This window comes from Syntrophobotulus glycolicus DSM 8271, assembly GCF_000190635.1.
In the GTDB taxonomy this organism is placed as follows: domain Bacteria; phylum Bacillota; class Desulfitobacteriia; order Desulfitobacteriales; family Syntrophobotulaceae; genus Syntrophobotulus; species Syntrophobotulus glycolicus.
In genome coordinates, this window is sequence record NC_015172.1 from 3,048,030 (window position 1) to 3,065,402 (window position 17,373).

General features: G+C 49.2%; 13 protein-coding genes. All 13 read right to left on the reverse strand.

Annotation, left to right across the window (positions count from 1 at the left end):
- Window positions 1-8 precede the first annotated feature (8 nt).
- The gene (locus SGLY_RS15060) at window positions 9-1,253 is read right to left on the reverse strand and encodes a glycosyltransferase (RefSeq protein WP_242822958.1); all 1,245 of its coding nucleotides are present in this window, start codon (window positions 1,251-1,253) and stop codon (window positions 9-11) included.
- Window position 1,254: 1 nt separating this feature from the next.
- A complete protein-coding gene (locus SGLY_RS15065; RefSeq protein WP_013626046.1) occupies window positions 1,255-2,427 on the reverse strand; it encodes a glycosyltransferase family 4 protein in 1,173 nt (390 codons plus the stop codon).
- Window positions 2,424-3,782 (reverse strand): O-antigen ligase family protein, encoded by a 1,359-nt coding sequence (locus SGLY_RS15070; RefSeq protein WP_013626047.1) that lies wholly within the window; start codon window positions 3,780-3,782, stop codon window positions 2,424-2,426. Before SGLY_RS15070 ends, SGLY_RS15065 begins: the two co-directional genes overlap by 4 nt.
- A 47-nt stretch (window positions 3,783-3,829) precedes the next feature.
- Window positions 3,830-4,942: a DegT/DnrJ/EryC1/StrS family aminotransferase gene (locus SGLY_RS15075; RefSeq protein WP_013626048.1), complete on the reverse strand. Its 1,113-nt coding sequence runs from the start codon at window positions 4,940-4,942 to the stop codon at window positions 3,830-3,832.
- Window positions 4,943-5,022: 80 nt separating this feature from the next.
- Window positions 5,023-5,889: an N-acetyltransferase gene (locus SGLY_RS15080; RefSeq protein WP_013626049.1), complete on the reverse strand. Its 867-nt coding sequence runs from the start codon at window positions 5,887-5,889 to the stop codon at window positions 5,023-5,025.
- 240 nt (window positions 5,890-6,129) lie between these two features.
- Window positions 6,130-7,179: a Gfo/Idh/MocA family protein gene (locus SGLY_RS15085; protein WP_013626050.1), complete on the reverse strand. Its 1,050-nt coding sequence runs from the start codon at window positions 7,177-7,179 to the stop codon at window positions 6,130-6,132.
- A 15-nt stretch (window positions 7,180-7,194) separates the two neighbouring features.
- On the reverse strand, window positions 7,195-8,550 hold the full coding sequence (locus SGLY_RS15090) for a nucleotide sugar dehydrogenase (protein WP_013626051.1): 1,356 nt from the start codon (window positions 8,548-8,550) through the stop codon (window positions 7,195-7,197).
- Window positions 8,551-8,601: 51 nt separating this feature from the next.
- A complete protein-coding gene (locus tag SGLY_RS15095; RefSeq protein ID WP_041444846.1) occupies window positions 8,602-10,410 on the reverse strand; it encodes a polysaccharide biosynthesis protein in 1,809 nt (602 codons plus the stop codon).
- 248 nt (window positions 10,411-10,658) lie between these two features.
- Entirely contained in the window at window positions 10,659-12,272 is a 1,614-nt protein-coding gene (locus tag SGLY_RS15105; protein WP_013626053.1) for a cell wall-binding repeat-containing protein, read from the reverse strand.
- Window positions 12,273-12,504: 232 nt separating this feature from the next.
- Complete coding sequence (locus tag SGLY_RS15110; RefSeq protein ID WP_013626054.1) at window positions 12,505-14,142, reverse strand: cell wall-binding repeat-containing protein; 1,638 nt, start codon at window positions 14,140-14,142, stop codon at window positions 12,505-12,507.
- Between the two features lie 149 nt (window positions 14,143-14,291).
- The gene (locus SGLY_RS15115; protein ID WP_013626055.1) at window positions 14,292-14,975 is read right to left on the reverse strand and encodes a hypothetical protein; all 684 of its coding nucleotides are present in this window, start codon (window positions 14,973-14,975) and stop codon (window positions 14,292-14,294) included.
- Between the two features lie 276 nt (window positions 14,976-15,251).
- Entirely contained in the window at window positions 15,252-15,917 is a 666-nt protein-coding gene (locus SGLY_RS15120; RefSeq protein ID WP_013626056.1) for an SdpI family protein, read from the reverse strand.
- Window positions 15,918-15,926: 9 nt separating this feature from the next.
- Window positions 15,927-16,208: an autorepressor SdpR family transcription factor gene (locus SGLY_RS15125; RefSeq protein WP_013626057.1), complete on the reverse strand. Its 282-nt coding sequence runs from the start codon at window positions 16,206-16,208 to the stop codon at window positions 15,927-15,929.
- Window positions 16,209-17,373 lie beyond the last annotated feature (1,165 nt).

Below are 17,373 nucleotides of genomic sequence, written 5' to 3' on the forward strand. Positions count from 1 at the left end.
CCTTTGCCTCAGGCAAAATCACGTTGATCGGAATTCAGAATCTCCTGGTACAGCCCGCAGGTCTGAAGGGCATTTTGTTCCCAGGTAAACTCCCTCCGGACCAGGGCGCGGCCCCGTTCCCCCATTTGCCGGGAGCTTTCCGGATGACTGAGCAGCAAATCAAGCGCTTCAGCCAGGGCCTTCGCATTGCGCGCCGGTACTGTGATTCCGACCTGTTCTCGTTCAATGATGGGGGCTATGCCTTCCCCTTTCGTGCCGATAACAGGCTTGCCGTGGGCCAGAGCCTCCAGATAGACCACGCCAAAGGCCTCATTCCAGCTGGGCATGAGAAAAAGATCGCTCCGGGCAATTTCTTTCATGGCTTCCGCGTGAGACAGGCTCCCCAAAAACAGAACATTCTTTTCCAGACCCAGCTCCCGGGCCTGTTTCTCCAGAACCTGTCTCTCCGCACCGTCTCCGACGATATGATAAAGCAGGCCGGGGTATTTGGGCAGCAGGACGGGCAGCGCTTCCAGAACATAGGCGTGCCCTTTGAACTTGCGCAAAAAGCCGACTGTGACCAGGACGGGGGCCTTTTCTCCCTCCCCCGCTCCGCCTTTTTCCGCCTTGTCCCGCTCTGCCCGGGTATCCTCAGCCAGCTCTTCCAGATTGACCCCATTATAGATCACCCGGTATTTGGTCAGGTCGTCGGCCCAATCATCCAGGCCGTAGTTGTGGCGGAGCTTGTCACTGACCAGAACCACCCGGTCCGCTAAAGCGAGAGTGGTCTTGAGGCTGCGCTCACAGCGGGGGCTCCTGTATAAGGTATGGGCAAAATCCTGGCCATGGATGGTCACAACGACAGGGATGCCGTACTTCTTTCCGAAATAGACTGCCGCCGCCCCGTCAGGATGGGCCACATGGGCGTGAATGATATCCGGTTTTTTCGTTTTGATCAGCCCGGCCAGAGTTCTTTTCATTCCCCGGATATAGGTTTTGGGATACCAGTCGAAAAAGTACCCCCGGGGAAATTCCAGCACCCTTGGATGGCGGACTTCTATCCCGTTGACGGTTTCGCGGCGGGGAATCCGGGCGTAATGGCCCCAACGCGGAAAAAACCGGAAAACCGCAGGCACATAAGGGGTAGGATGAACAACAGTCACCTCTGTCCCCCGGGCCGCAAGCGCTTCCGCCTGTTTCTGGACAAAGATTCCCCCCAGAGGGCTTGCAATTGTCGGATACATATGAGAAATCACCAAAACCCGCATATTCATCCTACTTTACCTTCGTATTCTTCCCAAGTATCCTGCTATACAACGCCAACAGCTTCTTTTCTTCGTTTTCCCAGCAATATTTCCTCCGAAAGGCCTCCCAGCCGTTTTGGGCGCAGGTCAGGGTTTCTTGCGGATGGCTGAGCAAAAAACAAATTTCCGCGGCCAAGGATACCGGATCTCCGGGATCCGCAAGACGGCCGCAGGAATTTTCCCGGAGAATATTTTCGATGTATCCGAAACGGGAGCCGACAACGGCCAAGCCGGAAGCCATATACTCAATCAGCTTGACCGGAATAGCCTTTTGGTAATTCAAGGTCGGGAGCAAAGGCACCAAAGCAATCCCGCCGGCTTGTAAAATCGCGGGCACCTCATTGTACAAAACCTTGCCCCGCAGTGTTATGCCGCCCCTCTCCAGCCAGGGGTCCAGGGGCAGGTAGCCGGGAGCCAGTCCCCCTGTGTCTACCGGCCCAACCATTTCGCAAACAGCCCGCGGGAATTTCTCTCTGACCAGGACCATTGCTTCTAAAATGACTTCAAGTCCCCGTTCCCTGTTGATGCCGCCCAAATAAAAAATACGGGGCAAGCCTCCTTCCGGCTGACCGGCGGGACGGGGAAAAGCAAACTGCTCCTTCAGCGGATAATTATAGAGGATCTCCCCTTCGGGATTATACGTTTTAAACAGCCTGTCCATGTGGCTGTTGACAGTGATGATTCCGGCGAATTTGCGGGCCGCTCTCTTCTCCATCCTGTCAAAAAGCCCCGCTGCCAGCGGTCTCAGCGGTTTGGGTATCCAATACCGGGTACGCAGGCTGTCGGCGAAATACTCATGGACATCATAGATCACAGGCTTTCGGAGATTTCTTTGCAGCTTAAGTCCGGTTTTGATTAAATCGGGATCATGGAAATGGTAAATATCCGCCTGCTCCTCCAGGGCGGCGCGGTAGATCTTTTTCAGGTTGAAAAATCTTTCCGCCCTGCTTTGAAAGGGAGGGACATAACGGACTCTGATCCCTTCCGTCAGCTCAGTACCCGGTCTGGCCGGGTCTTCCCTGCCCGGCGCCCCGGGAGCGATCAGGGTCACATCATAACCAGCCCTGTGCAGGGAGCGGGCCTCTTTATGAAAAATACGCGCATCATAAGGAGGATGCGCGGATGTCAAAATACAAACCTTCACTGTTCTTCCCTCGCCCCGTGATAAGCAAGCCCCATAACCGCCGCCAGAATCGTCATGAGCTGCAGGTTGTAGAAAATCCCGGCCATGAAATTATAAATCAAAACCGCCGGTAAAAGGACGACATAAGAAGCGGCCCATAAGGTTTTCCGGTCAAAGAGAACGGGAGACTTTTGTTTGCCGCTATTTCTGAACAATTGGGCGCTCCGGGAATTCTGCCGCAGCCTTTGCAGGGAAATCAGCAGGGGCTGCAGGAAGAACCACAGATAACAGGCCAGCCCCACAAAACCATAACGTCTGGTATAAAGGGCATATTCATTATCGACCAGAGTGGTCATCGTCGTTTTTTCCGTGCCCCAGCCCAGCACCGGGGACGCCCAAATCGTATGGGCGGCTGTCTCCCAGCGTGCCACATGGCCCTGGAAGGATGTACTGTTGGAAAAATCCATCCCTTCATAAACCCGGTTTAAAAAGGCATCGGAAGTAGAAATGATCAGGACAAGGGTCAGCAGGAGCAAGGCAAGCACTTTGAGCACGGTTTTCCGGTCATAGTGATGATGAAAAAGAGCCCAGCCGCTGGCCAGAGAAAATACCACGGCAATCCCGAACAGCGCCGTCCTGGAGATCGTCAGGTATTCCAGCCTGATCACAACACCAATGAGCGCAAAAAGCAGAACGGGGAACTTGCCGTTATGGTCGGCAAAATAATACCTGACCACAAGAAAGGACAAAATAATCACCGTAAAGGTCCCAAAAACATTGGGGTTGTCAAAGGAGCCCAAAGCCCGGGCCGGATTCCCATAGATCAGGGTATCCCAGTGGGCCTGGTTGAAATAAGGCGAAAGCCAGGTGTTTATCTGCAAAAGGTTGAAATGCTGTCCCCAGGCAAAAACGGTCAGAATCAGCACCCCGAAGACAACAGCCCTGTTGATATAGGCCGATTCCTCGTTTTTGATCTCAAGCGATATGGCCAGGGTGATAATCAGGAAATATTTGAAATACGTGATTAATTCCATCACGTCACGCAGGGCATATGTTCCGTCTTTGAAAAAGACACCGTATAAGTTGGATACCGTATAGGAAGCCACCAGCAGAACAAAGACGACATTTACGGCCCGCCCGGGTCTTCTCAGGCTGAAGGTCTCCTGTGCTCCCTGATTTCCTGTTTTTAATCTCCTCCCGGCGACAGCCAAAAGGTTGAGGGCGAAAGCAGCGAATAAAAACATTTCCTCCAAACGGATATTCGGCAAGGCCGGATGAAGGGATATGGACGGCAAAAGCATGGCCGATAAAATAACCAGGACAAATAACGCCATCCGCAAATCATTTTCTTTTGTTATTCCCGTACTCCAGAACATAGATTCCTCCAGACTGTGCTTAATCACTTTGAGGATCGCTTACTGCCTCAGCGGAGGGCCTCTTTCACCACCGCGGCTATTCTTTCCTGCTCTTCCCCGGTCAGCTCAGGGTAACAAGGGAGCGCCAGGGCCTGGGAACAGGCTTTCTCCGTAACAGGGAGGTCCCCCCGGCTGTAGCCGAGGTAAGCAAATGCTTTCTGCAGGTGCAATGGTACGGGATAGTACACCGCACTGCTGACACCGTTTTCATTCAGGGCCTTCATCAGCTCTTCCCGCCGGTCTGTTCTGATCACAAAAAGATGATAAACAGGCAGACAGTCCGGATCTTTACCGGGCAGGATCAGCTTCTCCTTTTGGACAAGGCCATCCAGAAGCTCCTCATAGTGTTGAGCCTTGGCCCTGCGCCCGGCATTCCACTGATCCAGATATTTCAGCTTTACTCTTAAGACAGCGGCCTGCAATTCATCCAGCCGGCTGTTATAACCGATCTGATCATGATAATATTTGGTCTTGGTGCCATGAAAGCGCAGCGTCCGGATTTTATCGGCAATATTGCCGCTGCCGGTTACCACCATGCCGCCGTCCCCATAACCGCCGAGGTTTTTGGTCGGGAAAAAGCTGAACGTTCCGATATCGCCTATCGTTCCGGCTTTTTGACCTTTATATTCGGCTCCGATCGCCTGAGCGCAATCCTCGATAATGGAAAGCCCGTATTGTTCGGCCAGATTCATGATTGTATCCATTTGGGCCATCTGGCCGAAGATGTGGACAGGGATGATCGCCTTGGTCCTGGTGGTTATTCTTTCTTCCAGTCTTTCGACATCGATATTTAAGGTGACAGGGTCGATTTCAGCAAAAACCGGGGTCGCGCCCACATTGGCTATCGCCTCGGCAGAAGCAAAAAAAGTAAAAGGAGTTGTGATGACCTCATCCCCCGGGCCTATCCGGCAGGCCTTGAGGGCCAAAACCAGAGCATCTGTTCCGTTCGCCACGGCGACAGCATGTTTGACTCCGCAGAAGGCAGCGATTTCATCCTCAAAAGCTTTCATTTGCGGTCCGAGAATATATTTGGCCGAGGACAATACCTCCATGACCGCCTGATCGATTTCTTCTTTAATGGTCAGGTACTGGGCTTTTAAATCAAGAAGCGGAATATGCATGATGTCAGAACTCCCTTTCTCCGTAAATCATGATTTCTGTGCTAAGTCTGAGCTGTATTCATCGTTTTCACGGGGCGAGCCTATTCCTCCAAAAGCTCGTCCGACGGCACTTCCCGGACAGGCCGCGCCGGAAATCCGATATGGATCTTGGCCCGCTCGGTATCTTTTGTCACCAGGGCCCCCGCCGCAATGAAGCTTTCTTCGGCGACCTCAATTCCCGGAAGCAGGATTGAGCCGCCCCCGATCCGGGCCCCTTTCCCAATCGTGGCCCCCTTGATCCTTTGGAAACGCTTTTCCGTTCTCCCCATATAGTTATCATTGGTGGTGGTCACCATCGGGGCAATAAATACCCTCTCGGCAATATCCATGTAGGCGGTGATATAAGAAGCGGTCTGAATCTTTGTATATTGGCCGATCGTAGTGTCATTTTCCACAACACTGCCGCTGCCGACCACGACTTTATTCCCGATCAGGCACTTTTCCCGGATCAGGGCCCTGTCCCCGACAAAAACCCCCTCCCCAAGCACAGTTCCCGCATAAAGGACTGTTGAACAGCCGATGATACAATCGGGGCCGAGCCGGAGCGGCTTCATTCCGGGCTGGTTTTTTACCGTACTGGTCGCGGCGGCTTTGGGCAATCTTCCTATTGTTGAATTTGAGCCCAGAAAACTGTTCCTGCCAATCACTGTTCCAGGTGCGATCACGGTATGGTCCCCGACCGTCACCCCTTGTTCCAGTCTGGCTCCTTCGCCGACCGTGACATAATTCCCCAGAACACACCCGGGACCGATTTGCGAACCCCCGGCGAGCACACAGCCCACTCCGAGTTTGGCGGAATCGCCCAGGCTGGCCTTTTTTTCAATGACGCAATAATGAGCAATCAGAACATGCTCCGCTATTTCCGCGCCGGAAGCCACGACTGCCGAAGCGGCAATATTTTCCGTCAATCAGGATACCCTCTTTCTTCAGCCGGATATGAAACGATCATCATGATGTATGATTCTTCCTTATGTATCGTTTACCGATTATTATATTTTACACCAAAAAGCAGTGAGAGAAAAATGATAAATTTAGCTTTAGCGTAAGTCAGCTAAAGCTAAAAAGATATAATGGTTATATCGGACCTTTTTCCCAATAATCTGCGGGAGAAAATACCAAACAGGAAAGCCTGCCGGGTGTTTCCGGGCTTATTCAACAAGGGGCAGTTTGACAGGCTGTCCTGTCTCCTGGCATTTGTAAATGGCCAAAATGATCTCCAGCGCTTTTCGGCCTTCTTCCCCCGGAACTGCCGGGACCGTGTCCGCGCGGACCGCTTCCATCATGTTCTCAATAATCTCGCGGTGGCCGAAACCATAAACTGACGGCGGATCTGTTTTCTGGGCAGCAAATATCCCGGCTTTCTCGTCCTCACTGCCGGGGAATTCCCAGGCCTCGATCCTGTTTACGGCGATCCCCCCGATAATGACCGAACCGCTTTCCCCAAAAATATTCAGGGTCTCTTCCAGATTTTTGGGGTAAATTGTACTCGCCGCCTCAATTATTCCGATCGACCCGTTGTTAAACTTGATTACCGCTCCGGCTACATCTTCCATTTCAATCGGACGCAAGGCCGTGCGTGTAAACCCAAATACTTCTTCCGCCGGACCCATCATCCACTGCAATAAATCGATGTTGTGGATAGACTGGTTCATCAGAACGCCGCCGTCCTGCAGTCTGGTCCCGCGCCAGGGAGCCTGTTGATAATACTCATCATTGCGGTTCCAGCGAACGGTAGCCTGAGCATGGGTCAGCATCCCGAAGCGCCCGTCTTCCAGGGCCGCCCGCAAGGTTTTGACGGACTGGTTAAAGCGGTTTTGATGGATCACCCCAAGCTTCACTCCCGCTTCCCGGCAGGCCTGGATCAGACGGTCCGCCGATTCCAGGGTCATCGCCATCGGTTTTTCCACCATAACATGTTTTCCGGCCCGGGCCGCGGCGATTCCGATTTCCGCATGCAGGTCACTGGGGGTCGCCACAGTGACAATATCAATATCCTCGCTCCTGAGCATTTCCTGATAATCCAAATATGGCCGGGCCTGATATTTGCGGGCAAACTCCTCCGCTCTCCCGGGAACAATATCACAGACCGCTGCCAGCTCGGCATCGGGAATGGCCAGAATGGACTCCGTATGCTTGGGCGCGATCCGGCCGCAGCCGATCACTCCGAACCTCAGGTTCTGATTTGTTTTATCCGGCATATTTAAAACTCCTTGTCATATCTTCACGATTTTTTCGCGGTGATCCCGCACATTCCTGGTCGCATTGCGGGTATCAACGATCAATTGAGACTGTGCCGCTACCCTGTCGTAATCAATCACGGTATGGTCCGTAGCGATCAGGATACAATCCGCTCCCCGCAGAGCTTCATCGGTCAGTTCTATGGAGTCTAAACGGACGGTACTGCCGCCATGCGCTTCAATATGAGGAATATAAGGGTCATGGTAGGAAATCAGAGCCCCTTCTTTACGCAGAAGCTCCATAATAATCAGGGCCGGTGATTCCCGGACATCCTCAATATCTTTTTTGTAGGCGACACCCAGCAGGAGGACTTTCGCCCCGTTCAGGCATTTCTTCTGCCGGTTGAGGGCCTGGATCACCTTGTCCGCCACATACCTTGACACCTCGACATTCAGCTCTCCGGCCAATTCGATAAAGCGGGTATGGAAACCGTACTCCCGCGCTTTCCAGGTCAGGTAAAACGGATCAATGGGAATACAATGCCCGCCGACTCCGGGACCGGGATAGAAGGTTTGAATGCCGAAAGGCTTGGTTCCGGCCGCCTCAACAATCTCCCAAACATCCAGGCCGATTTTATCGCAAAGCAGCATCATCTCATTGACCAGGGCAATATTGATCGCCCGGTAAGTATTTTCAAAAACCTTGGTCATTTCCGCGGCCGCCGCCGAGCTCACCGGCACGACATTCACGATGGTCTGGGCATAAAGGGCGCAGGCGATTTCCAGACAGTACGGTGTCACACCGCCCACAACCTTTGAGGTATTCTTGGTCGTGAACCGTTTATTGCCCGGATCAACCCGTTCCGGGGAGAACGCCAGAAAGAAATCCCGGCCGACTTTTAATCCTGTTTCTTCTAATATAGGCTGAATCACTTCTTCCGTAGTACCCGGGTAAGTGGTGCTTTCCAAAGTGACAATCTGCCCGGGCCGCAGGTATTTTGCGATCTGAGTGGCCGAGCTTTTCATATAGGAAATATCCGGATCACGGGTAATGGTTAAAGGTGTCGGGACACAAATAATCACGACATCACATTCAGCCAGTCTCGCGTAATCCGTAGTGGCGGAAAGCAAACCTTTTTCCGCAAGCATTTTCAGCTCTTCGTCTTTGACATCGCCGATATAGTTGTGACCGCCGTTCACATTTTTTACCTTTTGCTCGTCAATCTCAAAGCCCAGCACCTGAAAACCGACTTTGCCTTTTTCGACAGCAAGGGGTAACCCCACATAGCCCAAACCGATTACTCCTATTTTGGCCGTATGTTCTTCTATCTTTTTTTTCAGTTCCTTCGCTATGGTGTCTTGTTCTGTGATAACCTTTTTGACTTCCAACATAGAAGTGCCTCCCCTTATTCTTCGCTTTTTTTCTTCTGCCTTGCGTTCATCCTATTTTTCAAGCTCATTCTTACGGAAATCCGGGACTAAATTTCTGATCAGGGCTTCTGTTTCCTCTTTTTGCAGAAGGTTTCCGCGTTCGCTGATTTCTGTGACCACCTCATTGATTTGGCCGCTGGAAATATTATTGGGCCTGGCCACAAAAATCCTTTTGTTTTTGGTCGCCGTCGTCCCTTCCTCATCGGTCAGCAGCTCTTCAAAAAGCTTTTCGCCCGGCCTTGTTCCTGTTGTCACAATTTTGATATCTTTATCTACTTCCAGCCCGGACAATTTTATGAGGTCCCTGGCCAGGTCGATAATTTTCACAGGCTTGCCCATATCCAAAATAAAGATCTCTCCTCCTGAAGCCATGGCCCCTGCCTGAATGACCAGCTGACCGGCTTCCGGAATGGTCATGAAGTAACGGGTCATCCGTTCGTCGGTGACCGTAACCGGACCCCCGGCGAGAATCTGTTTCTTGAAAGTGGGAATGACGCTTCCCCTGCTTCCCAGTACATTGCCGAAACGCACGGCGACAAACTTGGTCTCTGATCTTTTGTCATAATCCTGAATGACCATTTCAGCTATTCTTTTGGAAGCTCCCATGATACTGGTCGGATTAACGGCTTTATCCGTGGAAATCAAAACGAAGGTTTTTACTCCGGTCTCAGCCGCCGCTTGCGCTAGATTATGGGTTCCGTAAATATTGTTTCTCAAAGCCTCTTCCGGATTATTCTCCATCAGGGGCACATGCTTATGAGCCGCGGCATGAAATACGACGGCAGGCTTGTACTTCTGAAATATTCTCCTGACCTTTTCCGCATCCTTGATGTCCAGAATCTCCGCACTGACAGGATATTTTTTCAATTCCTGTTCGATTTCAAAAATTGAGTTCTCACCGCGCCCGGCCAGGATCAATTTTTCCGGACCGAACCGCAGGATCTGCCGGCAAAGCTCTGAACCGATGGAACCGCCCGCTCCTGTGACCAGAATAACCTGGCCCTTAAGATAGCCCGCTACTTCTTCCAGATCAACAGAAACAGGGTCCCTGCCAAGCAGGTCTTCAACCTGAACATTACGGATGGCGCTGACATTCAGTTTGCCGCCGATAATATCATAAACTCCCGGCAAAATTTTGAGCGTTGCTTTCGTTCCCTTGCAGATTTCCACCAGTTCTCTGATTGTTTCCCCTGAAGCGGAGGGGATGGCGATAATAATTTCATCGACCTTGTACTTGCGAACCACCTCAGGAATCTCTTCGCGGGAGCCTAAAACAGGGAAACCCTGAAGCTGAAGGCTGATTTTACGCCGGCTGTCGTCAATGAAGCCGATCGGGTAACCCTCCTGAAATTCTCTGTTCTTCAGCTCTCGGAGCGCCAGCACACCGGCGTCTCCCGCTCCGATGATCAGAATCCGCTTCGGCTGCTCAGGGCCTGAGGAATGTTTGCTGTTCTCCTGGCGCAGGCGCTGGGTAAATCTGGCCCCTCCGACTAAAAAAATCGTCGTCAGCCAAAACAACAAAGACACGGTATAAGGCATCCGCTGCGGGGCTTGAAAAAATACGATCACAAAAGTGATGCCTACCCCGACCGTGACGGCATAGGTTATGGAAAGCAGTTCCCCGACACTGGCGTAACGCCAGATTGTTTTGTAAAGACCAAAAAAGTGAAACGCCGCCAAAATCGCAATTGTCGCAAATACGGCAGCATCAATATATGTAGAGTAATAATCCGTTGAAACGGAACTGTTTTCCTCAATCGCTAAGCGCAGGTAAAAGCTGCCGAAAAGCGCCAGGTTGATCAGAATCGCATCAAAAAACATCAAAAATACTGTTCGTTTAGGATGGGACACTTTTTTTCCGACCCTTCCAGGACAAGATTTATGCATAATATAAACCAGTTTACTACATTTTTTTACTTTTTACAATTCAAGGTTCACTCCCGCTGTCGGCCGTTCCTTCCCGCCGCCGGCCGGATTGCCCCCGGAAAGCACCAAGCCCTGTTTCCCAAAACAATGCTTGGGAAACAGGGCCTTGGCCGTATTGCAGAGAAACTTTTCATAGAAAACGGTTAAATACTCATTATCCCGAGATATTTTTTGGCGCTCAGGAGCGTCTCATTCGTGACAATCTCAAATCCGCCAAATACCTCAAAGGTTGTACTAATGGGCAGGGTTTTTAAAAAGCTCACGGTTTTTGCCGGCTCTTTTCCTTCCGTCAGCAGCAGCAACGGTGAATTCTGGTTGGCGGCTAAAGCCGCCCCGGCCAAAGCATCCGGGAAATTCTGTCCGGTCGCGATGTAAATTTTCGATGCTAACGGATAAAAACTGGCGGCAATCATGCTGGATGTCTCATAGCGGTTCGCTCCGGCAAACCGGATGATCTGATCGTCATTCAAATCCGCGTTCTGCTGTATTTCTTCCAGCACAGCGGAGGATATTGCCGATTCACCCCCGGCCAGATAGACGGTTTTCAGTTTTTTGTTTTGCAGTAAGGTTTTTGTCGCCTCAGGCAGGGAATCCTTAGCGGTCAAAACCAGCGGACAGCCTTGTCCTGCCGCCGCGGAGGCCAGGCTTAAGGCATCCGGGAAATCACTGCCGGTTGCGATGGCGATGCTTTCTGCTTCCGGGAAGCTTTCCGCAATCAGGGCCGCAGTGTCATAACGGTCCTGACCGGCAATTCTCCGGATATCTTCGGTCCAGGAAACCACTTTTTTGATTTCACTTTCCACCCCGCTGCCGAGAGCCCCCTCGCCCCCCAAAATAATGACGGTGAGCGGTTTGAGACGCTTCAGCTCTGCGGTCACTCTGGCGTCAAGCTCATCAGAGGCGGTCAAAAGAATCGGGGCATTTTCCTCTTTGGCTAAGGCGACTCCTGCCAAAGCATCGGGAAACTGATCGGAACGGGCAATAATGACACTTTCGCTTCCATGCGGCCAGCCCTCCTGGGCGATTTTCACGGCAGTCTCGATCCTGTCCGTCCCGGCAATCCTGTTTACTCCATCAATCGCCTCCATGGCCACTACCTTGACGCTTTGCGCATAGTGTACAGGCTGGGGAGTCGTCCAGGCGACCTTGGCTGACGGCACTGTTCCCGCCGGGATCAATGACGCGGGAACCGGGGTGATTGTCACAGGTTTGACCAGCCCATTCAGATAGTCTGAGGCAATGGTCCGGATCACTCTGTCCTGATAGGCAACCCTGCCCGCAGCGGCGGCATTGTTCGGGTTGTTCCTGGTATTCCAGCAATTATAGGCCCAAAGCGCAAAATACCAATTCTCCAGCTTATTGGGGTCTCCATCGCCGATTTGCGGAACTGCTTCATACTTTGATTTGAGAAGATCTGCTCCATATGCAATATTATAATCAATGTCGTTTTTCAGTTTGTTAATTGTGGCTGAGTTTAATCCGGAACTGTTTACCTGCATGATCCCCAGATTGGGTCCCGCTGACACAACATATCCGCTGCTGTTCCATTGTCTCCACTCCGACTCTTCATAAGCAACAGCTTTTAATATCGCGGCGGGAACATTCTTTTCTTTGGCAATACGGTCAAATTTGGCTGAAATCTCCTCCAGTGAAGGATTCCTGTTTGCTGCTTCCGCATTCTGAGTAAAGAACGGCAATATCATCGTGACTGCCAGGACAATAATCAGAGCGTTTAGCCGCAATCTCCGAAAATCCATAACTCACTCTCCCTTTTTAAAATTCATGAAACAAGGATATTACTCGATGCCAATCTTACTTTTTTTTCAAGTTGCCTGTTTGGGCAATGTTAATCCCCCGGCAAAAAGTAAGATCGGGCCAAAAGTAATATGGCCTATTTTATAGCAAAAAGGACCAAAGCACAACTCTTTGGTCCCTAAAACCGTTCGACTATTTTTTCCCAATCCGCTTAAACACCTGAAATTTAAAGGCTTAACCGTCCCTCATTTTTTTTTCGAGAAGGGTGACTAAACTGTCCGTAATGATCTCCTCATTACCAATTACTTTCAAATCGACATTTGGAGACAAGTTTTTCAGATAAGCTTCCAAAGCGGTATTTTCTCCCTTGCCTTCTGTCCGGACAATCAGGAGAGGCGCCTGTTTCGATGCCGCTAACGCTCCGGCCGCCAAAGGCGAACAAAAATCTATGCCGTCCGCAATGTAAAGCTCTTCCGCTTCCGGAAAGAAGCATTGAATGGTTTTCACGGATGTCTCATACCTGTCCTCGCCGCCTAATCTGATGATCTGTTTTTGGCTGATGCCGCTTTCTTCCGTGAGCTGATCGGTCAGGGCGGAAGAAATGACTCCTTCTCCTCCCGCTACATAGATCTTTTGATATGGTGAACTTTTGATCATTTTCAAAGTTTCATCGGGAAGAACATCTTTTTGCGTAAGTAAAATCGGAATATCCTTGGCCGCGGCTGCCGAAGCCATCGTCAGGGCATCCGGGAAGTTCATTCCGGTAGCAATGGCAATCTCGCCCGTACCGGGGATTTCAGCCGCAATCAGAGCCGCTGTTTCATACCTGTTTTTCCCTGCGATTCTCTCAATATCCTTCGTCCAGGAAGCGCCTTTCTTGATCTGCTTTTCGACGTCCGCACTGATCGCTCCCGTCCCGCCGAGAATAATAATCCTTTGGGGCCGCAGCTTATTCAGGACCTTTGAAACGGAATTCTCCAGCTCGGAAGGCGATGTGACCAGAATGGGGGCATTATATTTTTTTGCCAGGGTCACTCCGGCCAGCGCGTCGGGAAAATCGTCCGATCTGGCGATAATTACAGTTTCAGCTCCATCCGGCCAGCCTGTCAGGGCAACCTGGTTGACCGTGCCGATTCTGTCAAGCCCAGCTATCCGCATGGTATTGCCGCCGGACTCCTCACCCTGTGCCGGCTCCGGGGTCTCCCAGATCTCTGTATCAGAAGGCAATGTATCAATCGGGATCAGAGCGGGGTCAACCGGTGTAATGGCGACCGGTGTCACCAGCCCGGGAAAATAGTTCGTGGCGGCTTTTTTGATGATCATATCCTGATAGGAAACCTCCTGCCTGGCCGCCGCGTTATTGGGATTATTGCCTGTGCTCCAGCTGTTATAGGCCCAAATGGCGAAGTACCAGTTTTCCGGCTTGCTGCGGTCTCCATCCCCGATTTGGGGCTGTATCCGGAATTTCTCATTCAGAAGGTCCGCCCCCGCTGTGATATTATAATCAATATCATCCTTCAGTTCTTCGATCCTGTCCTGATCTGCCGATCTGAGACTGACTTGCATGATTCCGTAGCTTGGATTGGTCTCCGAGCCCCCGGTGACAACGTTGCCTTTGTCATCCCATTGCCTCCAGGTCGATTCGGCATAAGCAATCGTTTTTAAAATCACACTGGGAATATCCTTTTCTTCGGCAACTTTTTCCAGTTTGCGGGCAATTTCCGCCCTGGAAGGATTTTCCCGGATGGTGTCTTCTTCCTCTTCTTCTCCGTTATCCTGCGCAAAAGCAAAACTGGGCGTTAAAAGGATAACAACCAGGAAAACTGCCATGATTTGGCGCCATAGCGCTTTTGATCTGCTTTGATGTAACATTTCTACTCTCCTGACAAAAATAAGGCATTCTTTTTCCCATTCAGCTAAATTTTTCTTCCGGCTACAAATTCGCTGTTCTTGGAAAAAATCCTGCCTTGTTTGACATTATTGTCAGAAAAAGTAACAAAATAGACAAAACACTTTGGAAATCAGATAACCGTTTCTCCTGTAATCAGCCATTGAGCGTTGATCTTAACCAGATTTACCCGAAGCTCAATGAAATGGTTCTGTTCCGCTCCTACGGGTTGTTTTTCCGTCAAATGGTAATCTTTTACCGTATAACGGTATGAAGCAGTGAGTGTTGCGGAATTATTGTCCGCCGATTCAATTTTGACATGATCAAAAGATACTTTCGTCACATATAAACCGGTGCCTTTGGCGATATACTGTTCCGCCCTGGCACAATGCTTTTCCAGGATATCCCCTGTGTAGGCAGTGTTGATTTTTGAGCGGAATGTCGCGATATCCGGTGATTTCCAGGCTTCAAAAAGAATCCCCAAAGCCAGTTTATAATCGGAGATGATTTTTTCCTGTTCGGCCTGGGCCACATAGATCCCGGATTCTTGATTACCGGCGGTCTCCTGTTCAGTGCCGGGGGCCTTGTCTGTTTCTGTTTCTGTTTCTGTTTCTGTTTCTTTTTCTTTTTCTTTGTCTGTTTCCGTTCCCGCGGTACTCGGCGCTGTATAGCCGCTGTCAACCTTCATTGCGTTGGTTTTCGTACCGGTATTGTCGCCTGGCGGCTGATACAGTCCCCATATCATATGGCCTCCGGCCCCCAGCATTAATCCGAGCAGGAAACTCCCTGTCATTTTGATCCAATATGCTTTACGCATAAAATCACAATCCTCCCTTATCAAAACGGCATATATTTCCATTATTGCCAGGGAGGAATCATTTATACATTATTAAGGAAGAAATCGTTTATTCTTCATTCAAGGAGCGATCATTTATTTATCATTGACAAATCATTTATCCTCATTCAAGGAGCGATCATTTATTTATCATTGACAAATCATTTATCCTCATTCACGGAGCGATCTTTTATTTATCATTGACAAATCATTTATCCTCATTCACGGAGCGATCTTTTATCCTTCGTTCAGGAAGGATTATTCAGCCGTCTCATTTGATTTTCGATAAAGCAGGTATGAATAGGCCGTAGGGACGACGACAGCGATACTCAAGGCTCCGATCGTCACAATCGTTGACCAGGGGTGGGGCAGGAACCCCCCCGCGGCAACAGCCAAACCCCCGCCAACCCAATATGGGCCTGCCATTCTGTGAGTTTTATTCCAAACGTCTTCACTGGCTAATGTCCAAGGAGTCTTAATGCCGACAAAATAATTGGGTTTGATCTTACCGAAATAATTACCGAGAATGATGAACAAAAGTCCGATTCCGATTGTGACGCTTCCGGGCATATCACCCAGATAGCCGAGAGCGATCCCCAGAGACCCCAAATGGATGAGACAGAAATAAATCACCATGGCCATAGCCAAAAACCAATAGGTTTTATCCATCAGCGAATAGTTTTTTTTCTTCGGATCAATCTTCGGAAGGAAGAAAAACATGATGAACAGGACAATCATGATTGCCGGCATTAAAAATGCCCCCTGAAAAGCACTGCTCCAGCCATCAATCTCCCCTGCCATATTCCAGTGCTGGGGAACTCTGTCCGGGAGATGAGGATAGGCGATTAGGGCCAGGATAATATCCAGAAAAATAATCAGCGCCGAAACGATTTGATAAACTCTTTTTTTGTTCAGTGTTTCCATATTTATTTCTCACCCTTTCTGGTTTGAGGAATCAAAAAAATTGATCAGCATGTTCATCATGTCTTCAAATACTGAGATATTCAAGGAATAGACAATGCTTTGTCCCTGCCGCATATCGGTAATCAGATCGGCCTGCTTGAGAATATTCAGATGATGGGAAATACTGGGCTTGGAGATCCGGAACAGCTCAGCGATCTCTCCGGCTGACATGTCCTTCTCTTTCAGCAATTGAATAATTTTTCTTCTGTTGGGATCGGCCAAAGCTTTGAATGTATCATTCAGAGGTGACAAAACATTTCCCTCCGTCCATCCGGATAAGTTGAAGTGATTTGAATAAAATAGAATGAGATATGGAGATATGGCGATGTGAAGATATGGAGATTTTAGAAATTTAGACATGAAGAGGTTATGTGATTGTGCGATGTGAGATTTTAAGGTTTTAAGATTATAAGATTATAAGGTTTTAAGGTTTTAAGGTTTTAAGGTTTTAAGGTTTTAAGGTTTTAAAGATTTAAAGATTTAAAGATTTAAAGATTTAAAGATTTAAAGATTTAAAGATTTAATGGTTTAATGGTTTAATGGTTTAATGGTTTAATGGTTTAATGGTTAACTGTTCAGATGTTTAGATGTTTATCTAAACATCTAATTCTTATTATACGTTAATTTTTCCCGGTGTCAATTGCAAGAGTTCATAAAAAAGATATCCGAAAGGAGTTGTTCGGATATCTTCCATTCGGTTATCTTAATTCGGTTATCTCCCATTCGGGTGTCTCCCATTCGGATATCTTCAATTCGGGTGTCTCCAAATGGAAGCTTATCTTAATTTTTTATCTTTATTTACCTGACTTGACCGAATTCGTATAACTTTAACAGGGTGATCTCTTCTTGAGCAGCGACAAAGCAGTGTCGAGGATTTCCGGCAGCAACAAAAATGGCACAGATACTCTCCCCTGTGAGGATTCTATTACGTTTTGTGCAAAAATTTGATTAATGTTCAATTATTTTAGGTCAAAACCAGTTTTTTAGCCAATTCTGTGCAAAAATTTAACTTATGTGCGGATAACCGGTAATTATTTACTACATTACTTCGATTTTTGCACACTTTACTGCCAACCCGAAGAGGTTTTGCTTGTGCCGATTAAACTAAAACCAGCTTTTTTACAGACGGTTAGCTGTTTACAGATTTTTAGCGCATACATTTTTGCCTTTGTTCGAAAGAAAAATGTCCGTTTATCAACATTTCGTCAAGGTGTTTTGTCCAATTAGAGCAAAAGAATTGAACTGCGTCGAAATTTGCCCTCAGTCCGATTCATAGTCGGTGATGAATACGGCGGATTCTTAGATTTTATCGCAGAGTGGATTTACACTTAGAAGCGAAAACGGTATATCTTGAAGCTCCTTCAGGAGAAAACGCGGTGATACTTTTCCAGCTATCTCAGATTGCCGGTTGATTTCA

What these genes read in the sequence shown, in the direction of transcription:
- SGLY_RS15090 (WP_013626051.1), bottom strand. Translation starts at nt 8,550, where the DNA reads ATGTTGGAAGTCAAAAAGGTTATCACAGAACAAGACACCATAGCGAAG.
- SGLY_RS15115 (WP_013626055.1), bottom strand. Translation starts at nt 14,975, where the DNA reads ATGCGTAAAGCATATTGGATCAAAATGACAGGGAGTTTCCTGCTCGGA.
- SGLY_RS15075 (WP_013626048.1), bottom strand. Translation starts at nt 4,942, where the DNA reads ATGCATATTCCGCTTCTTGATTTAAAAGCCCAGTACCTGACCATTAAA.
- SGLY_RS15110 (WP_013626054.1), bottom strand. Translation starts at nt 14,142, where the DNA reads ATGTTACATCAAAGCAGATCAAAAGCGCTATGGCGCCAAATCATGGCA.
- SGLY_RS15105 (WP_013626053.1), bottom strand. Translation starts at nt 12,272, where the DNA reads ATGGATTTTCGGAGATTGCGGCTAAACGCTCTGATTATTGTCCTGGCA.
- SGLY_RS15095 (WP_041444846.1), bottom strand. Translation starts at nt 10,410, where the DNA reads ATGTTTTTTGATGCGATTCTGATCAACCTGGCGCTTTTCGGCAGCTTT.
- SGLY_RS15120 (WP_013626056.1), bottom strand. Translation starts at nt 15,917, where the DNA reads ATGGAAACACTGAACAAAAAAAGAGTTTATCAAATCGTTTCGGCGCTG.
- SGLY_RS15070 (WP_013626047.1), bottom strand. Translation starts at nt 3,782, where the DNA reads ATGTTCTGGAGTACGGGAATAACAAAAGAAAATGATTTGCGGATGGCG.
- SGLY_RS15060 (WP_242822958.1), bottom strand. Translation starts at nt 1,253, where the DNA reads ATGAATATGCGGGTTTTGGTGATTTCTCATATGTATCCGACAATTGCA.
- SGLY_RS15085 (WP_013626050.1), bottom strand. Translation starts at nt 7,179, where the DNA reads ATGCCGGATAAAACAAATCAGAACCTGAGGTTCGGAGTGATCGGCTGC.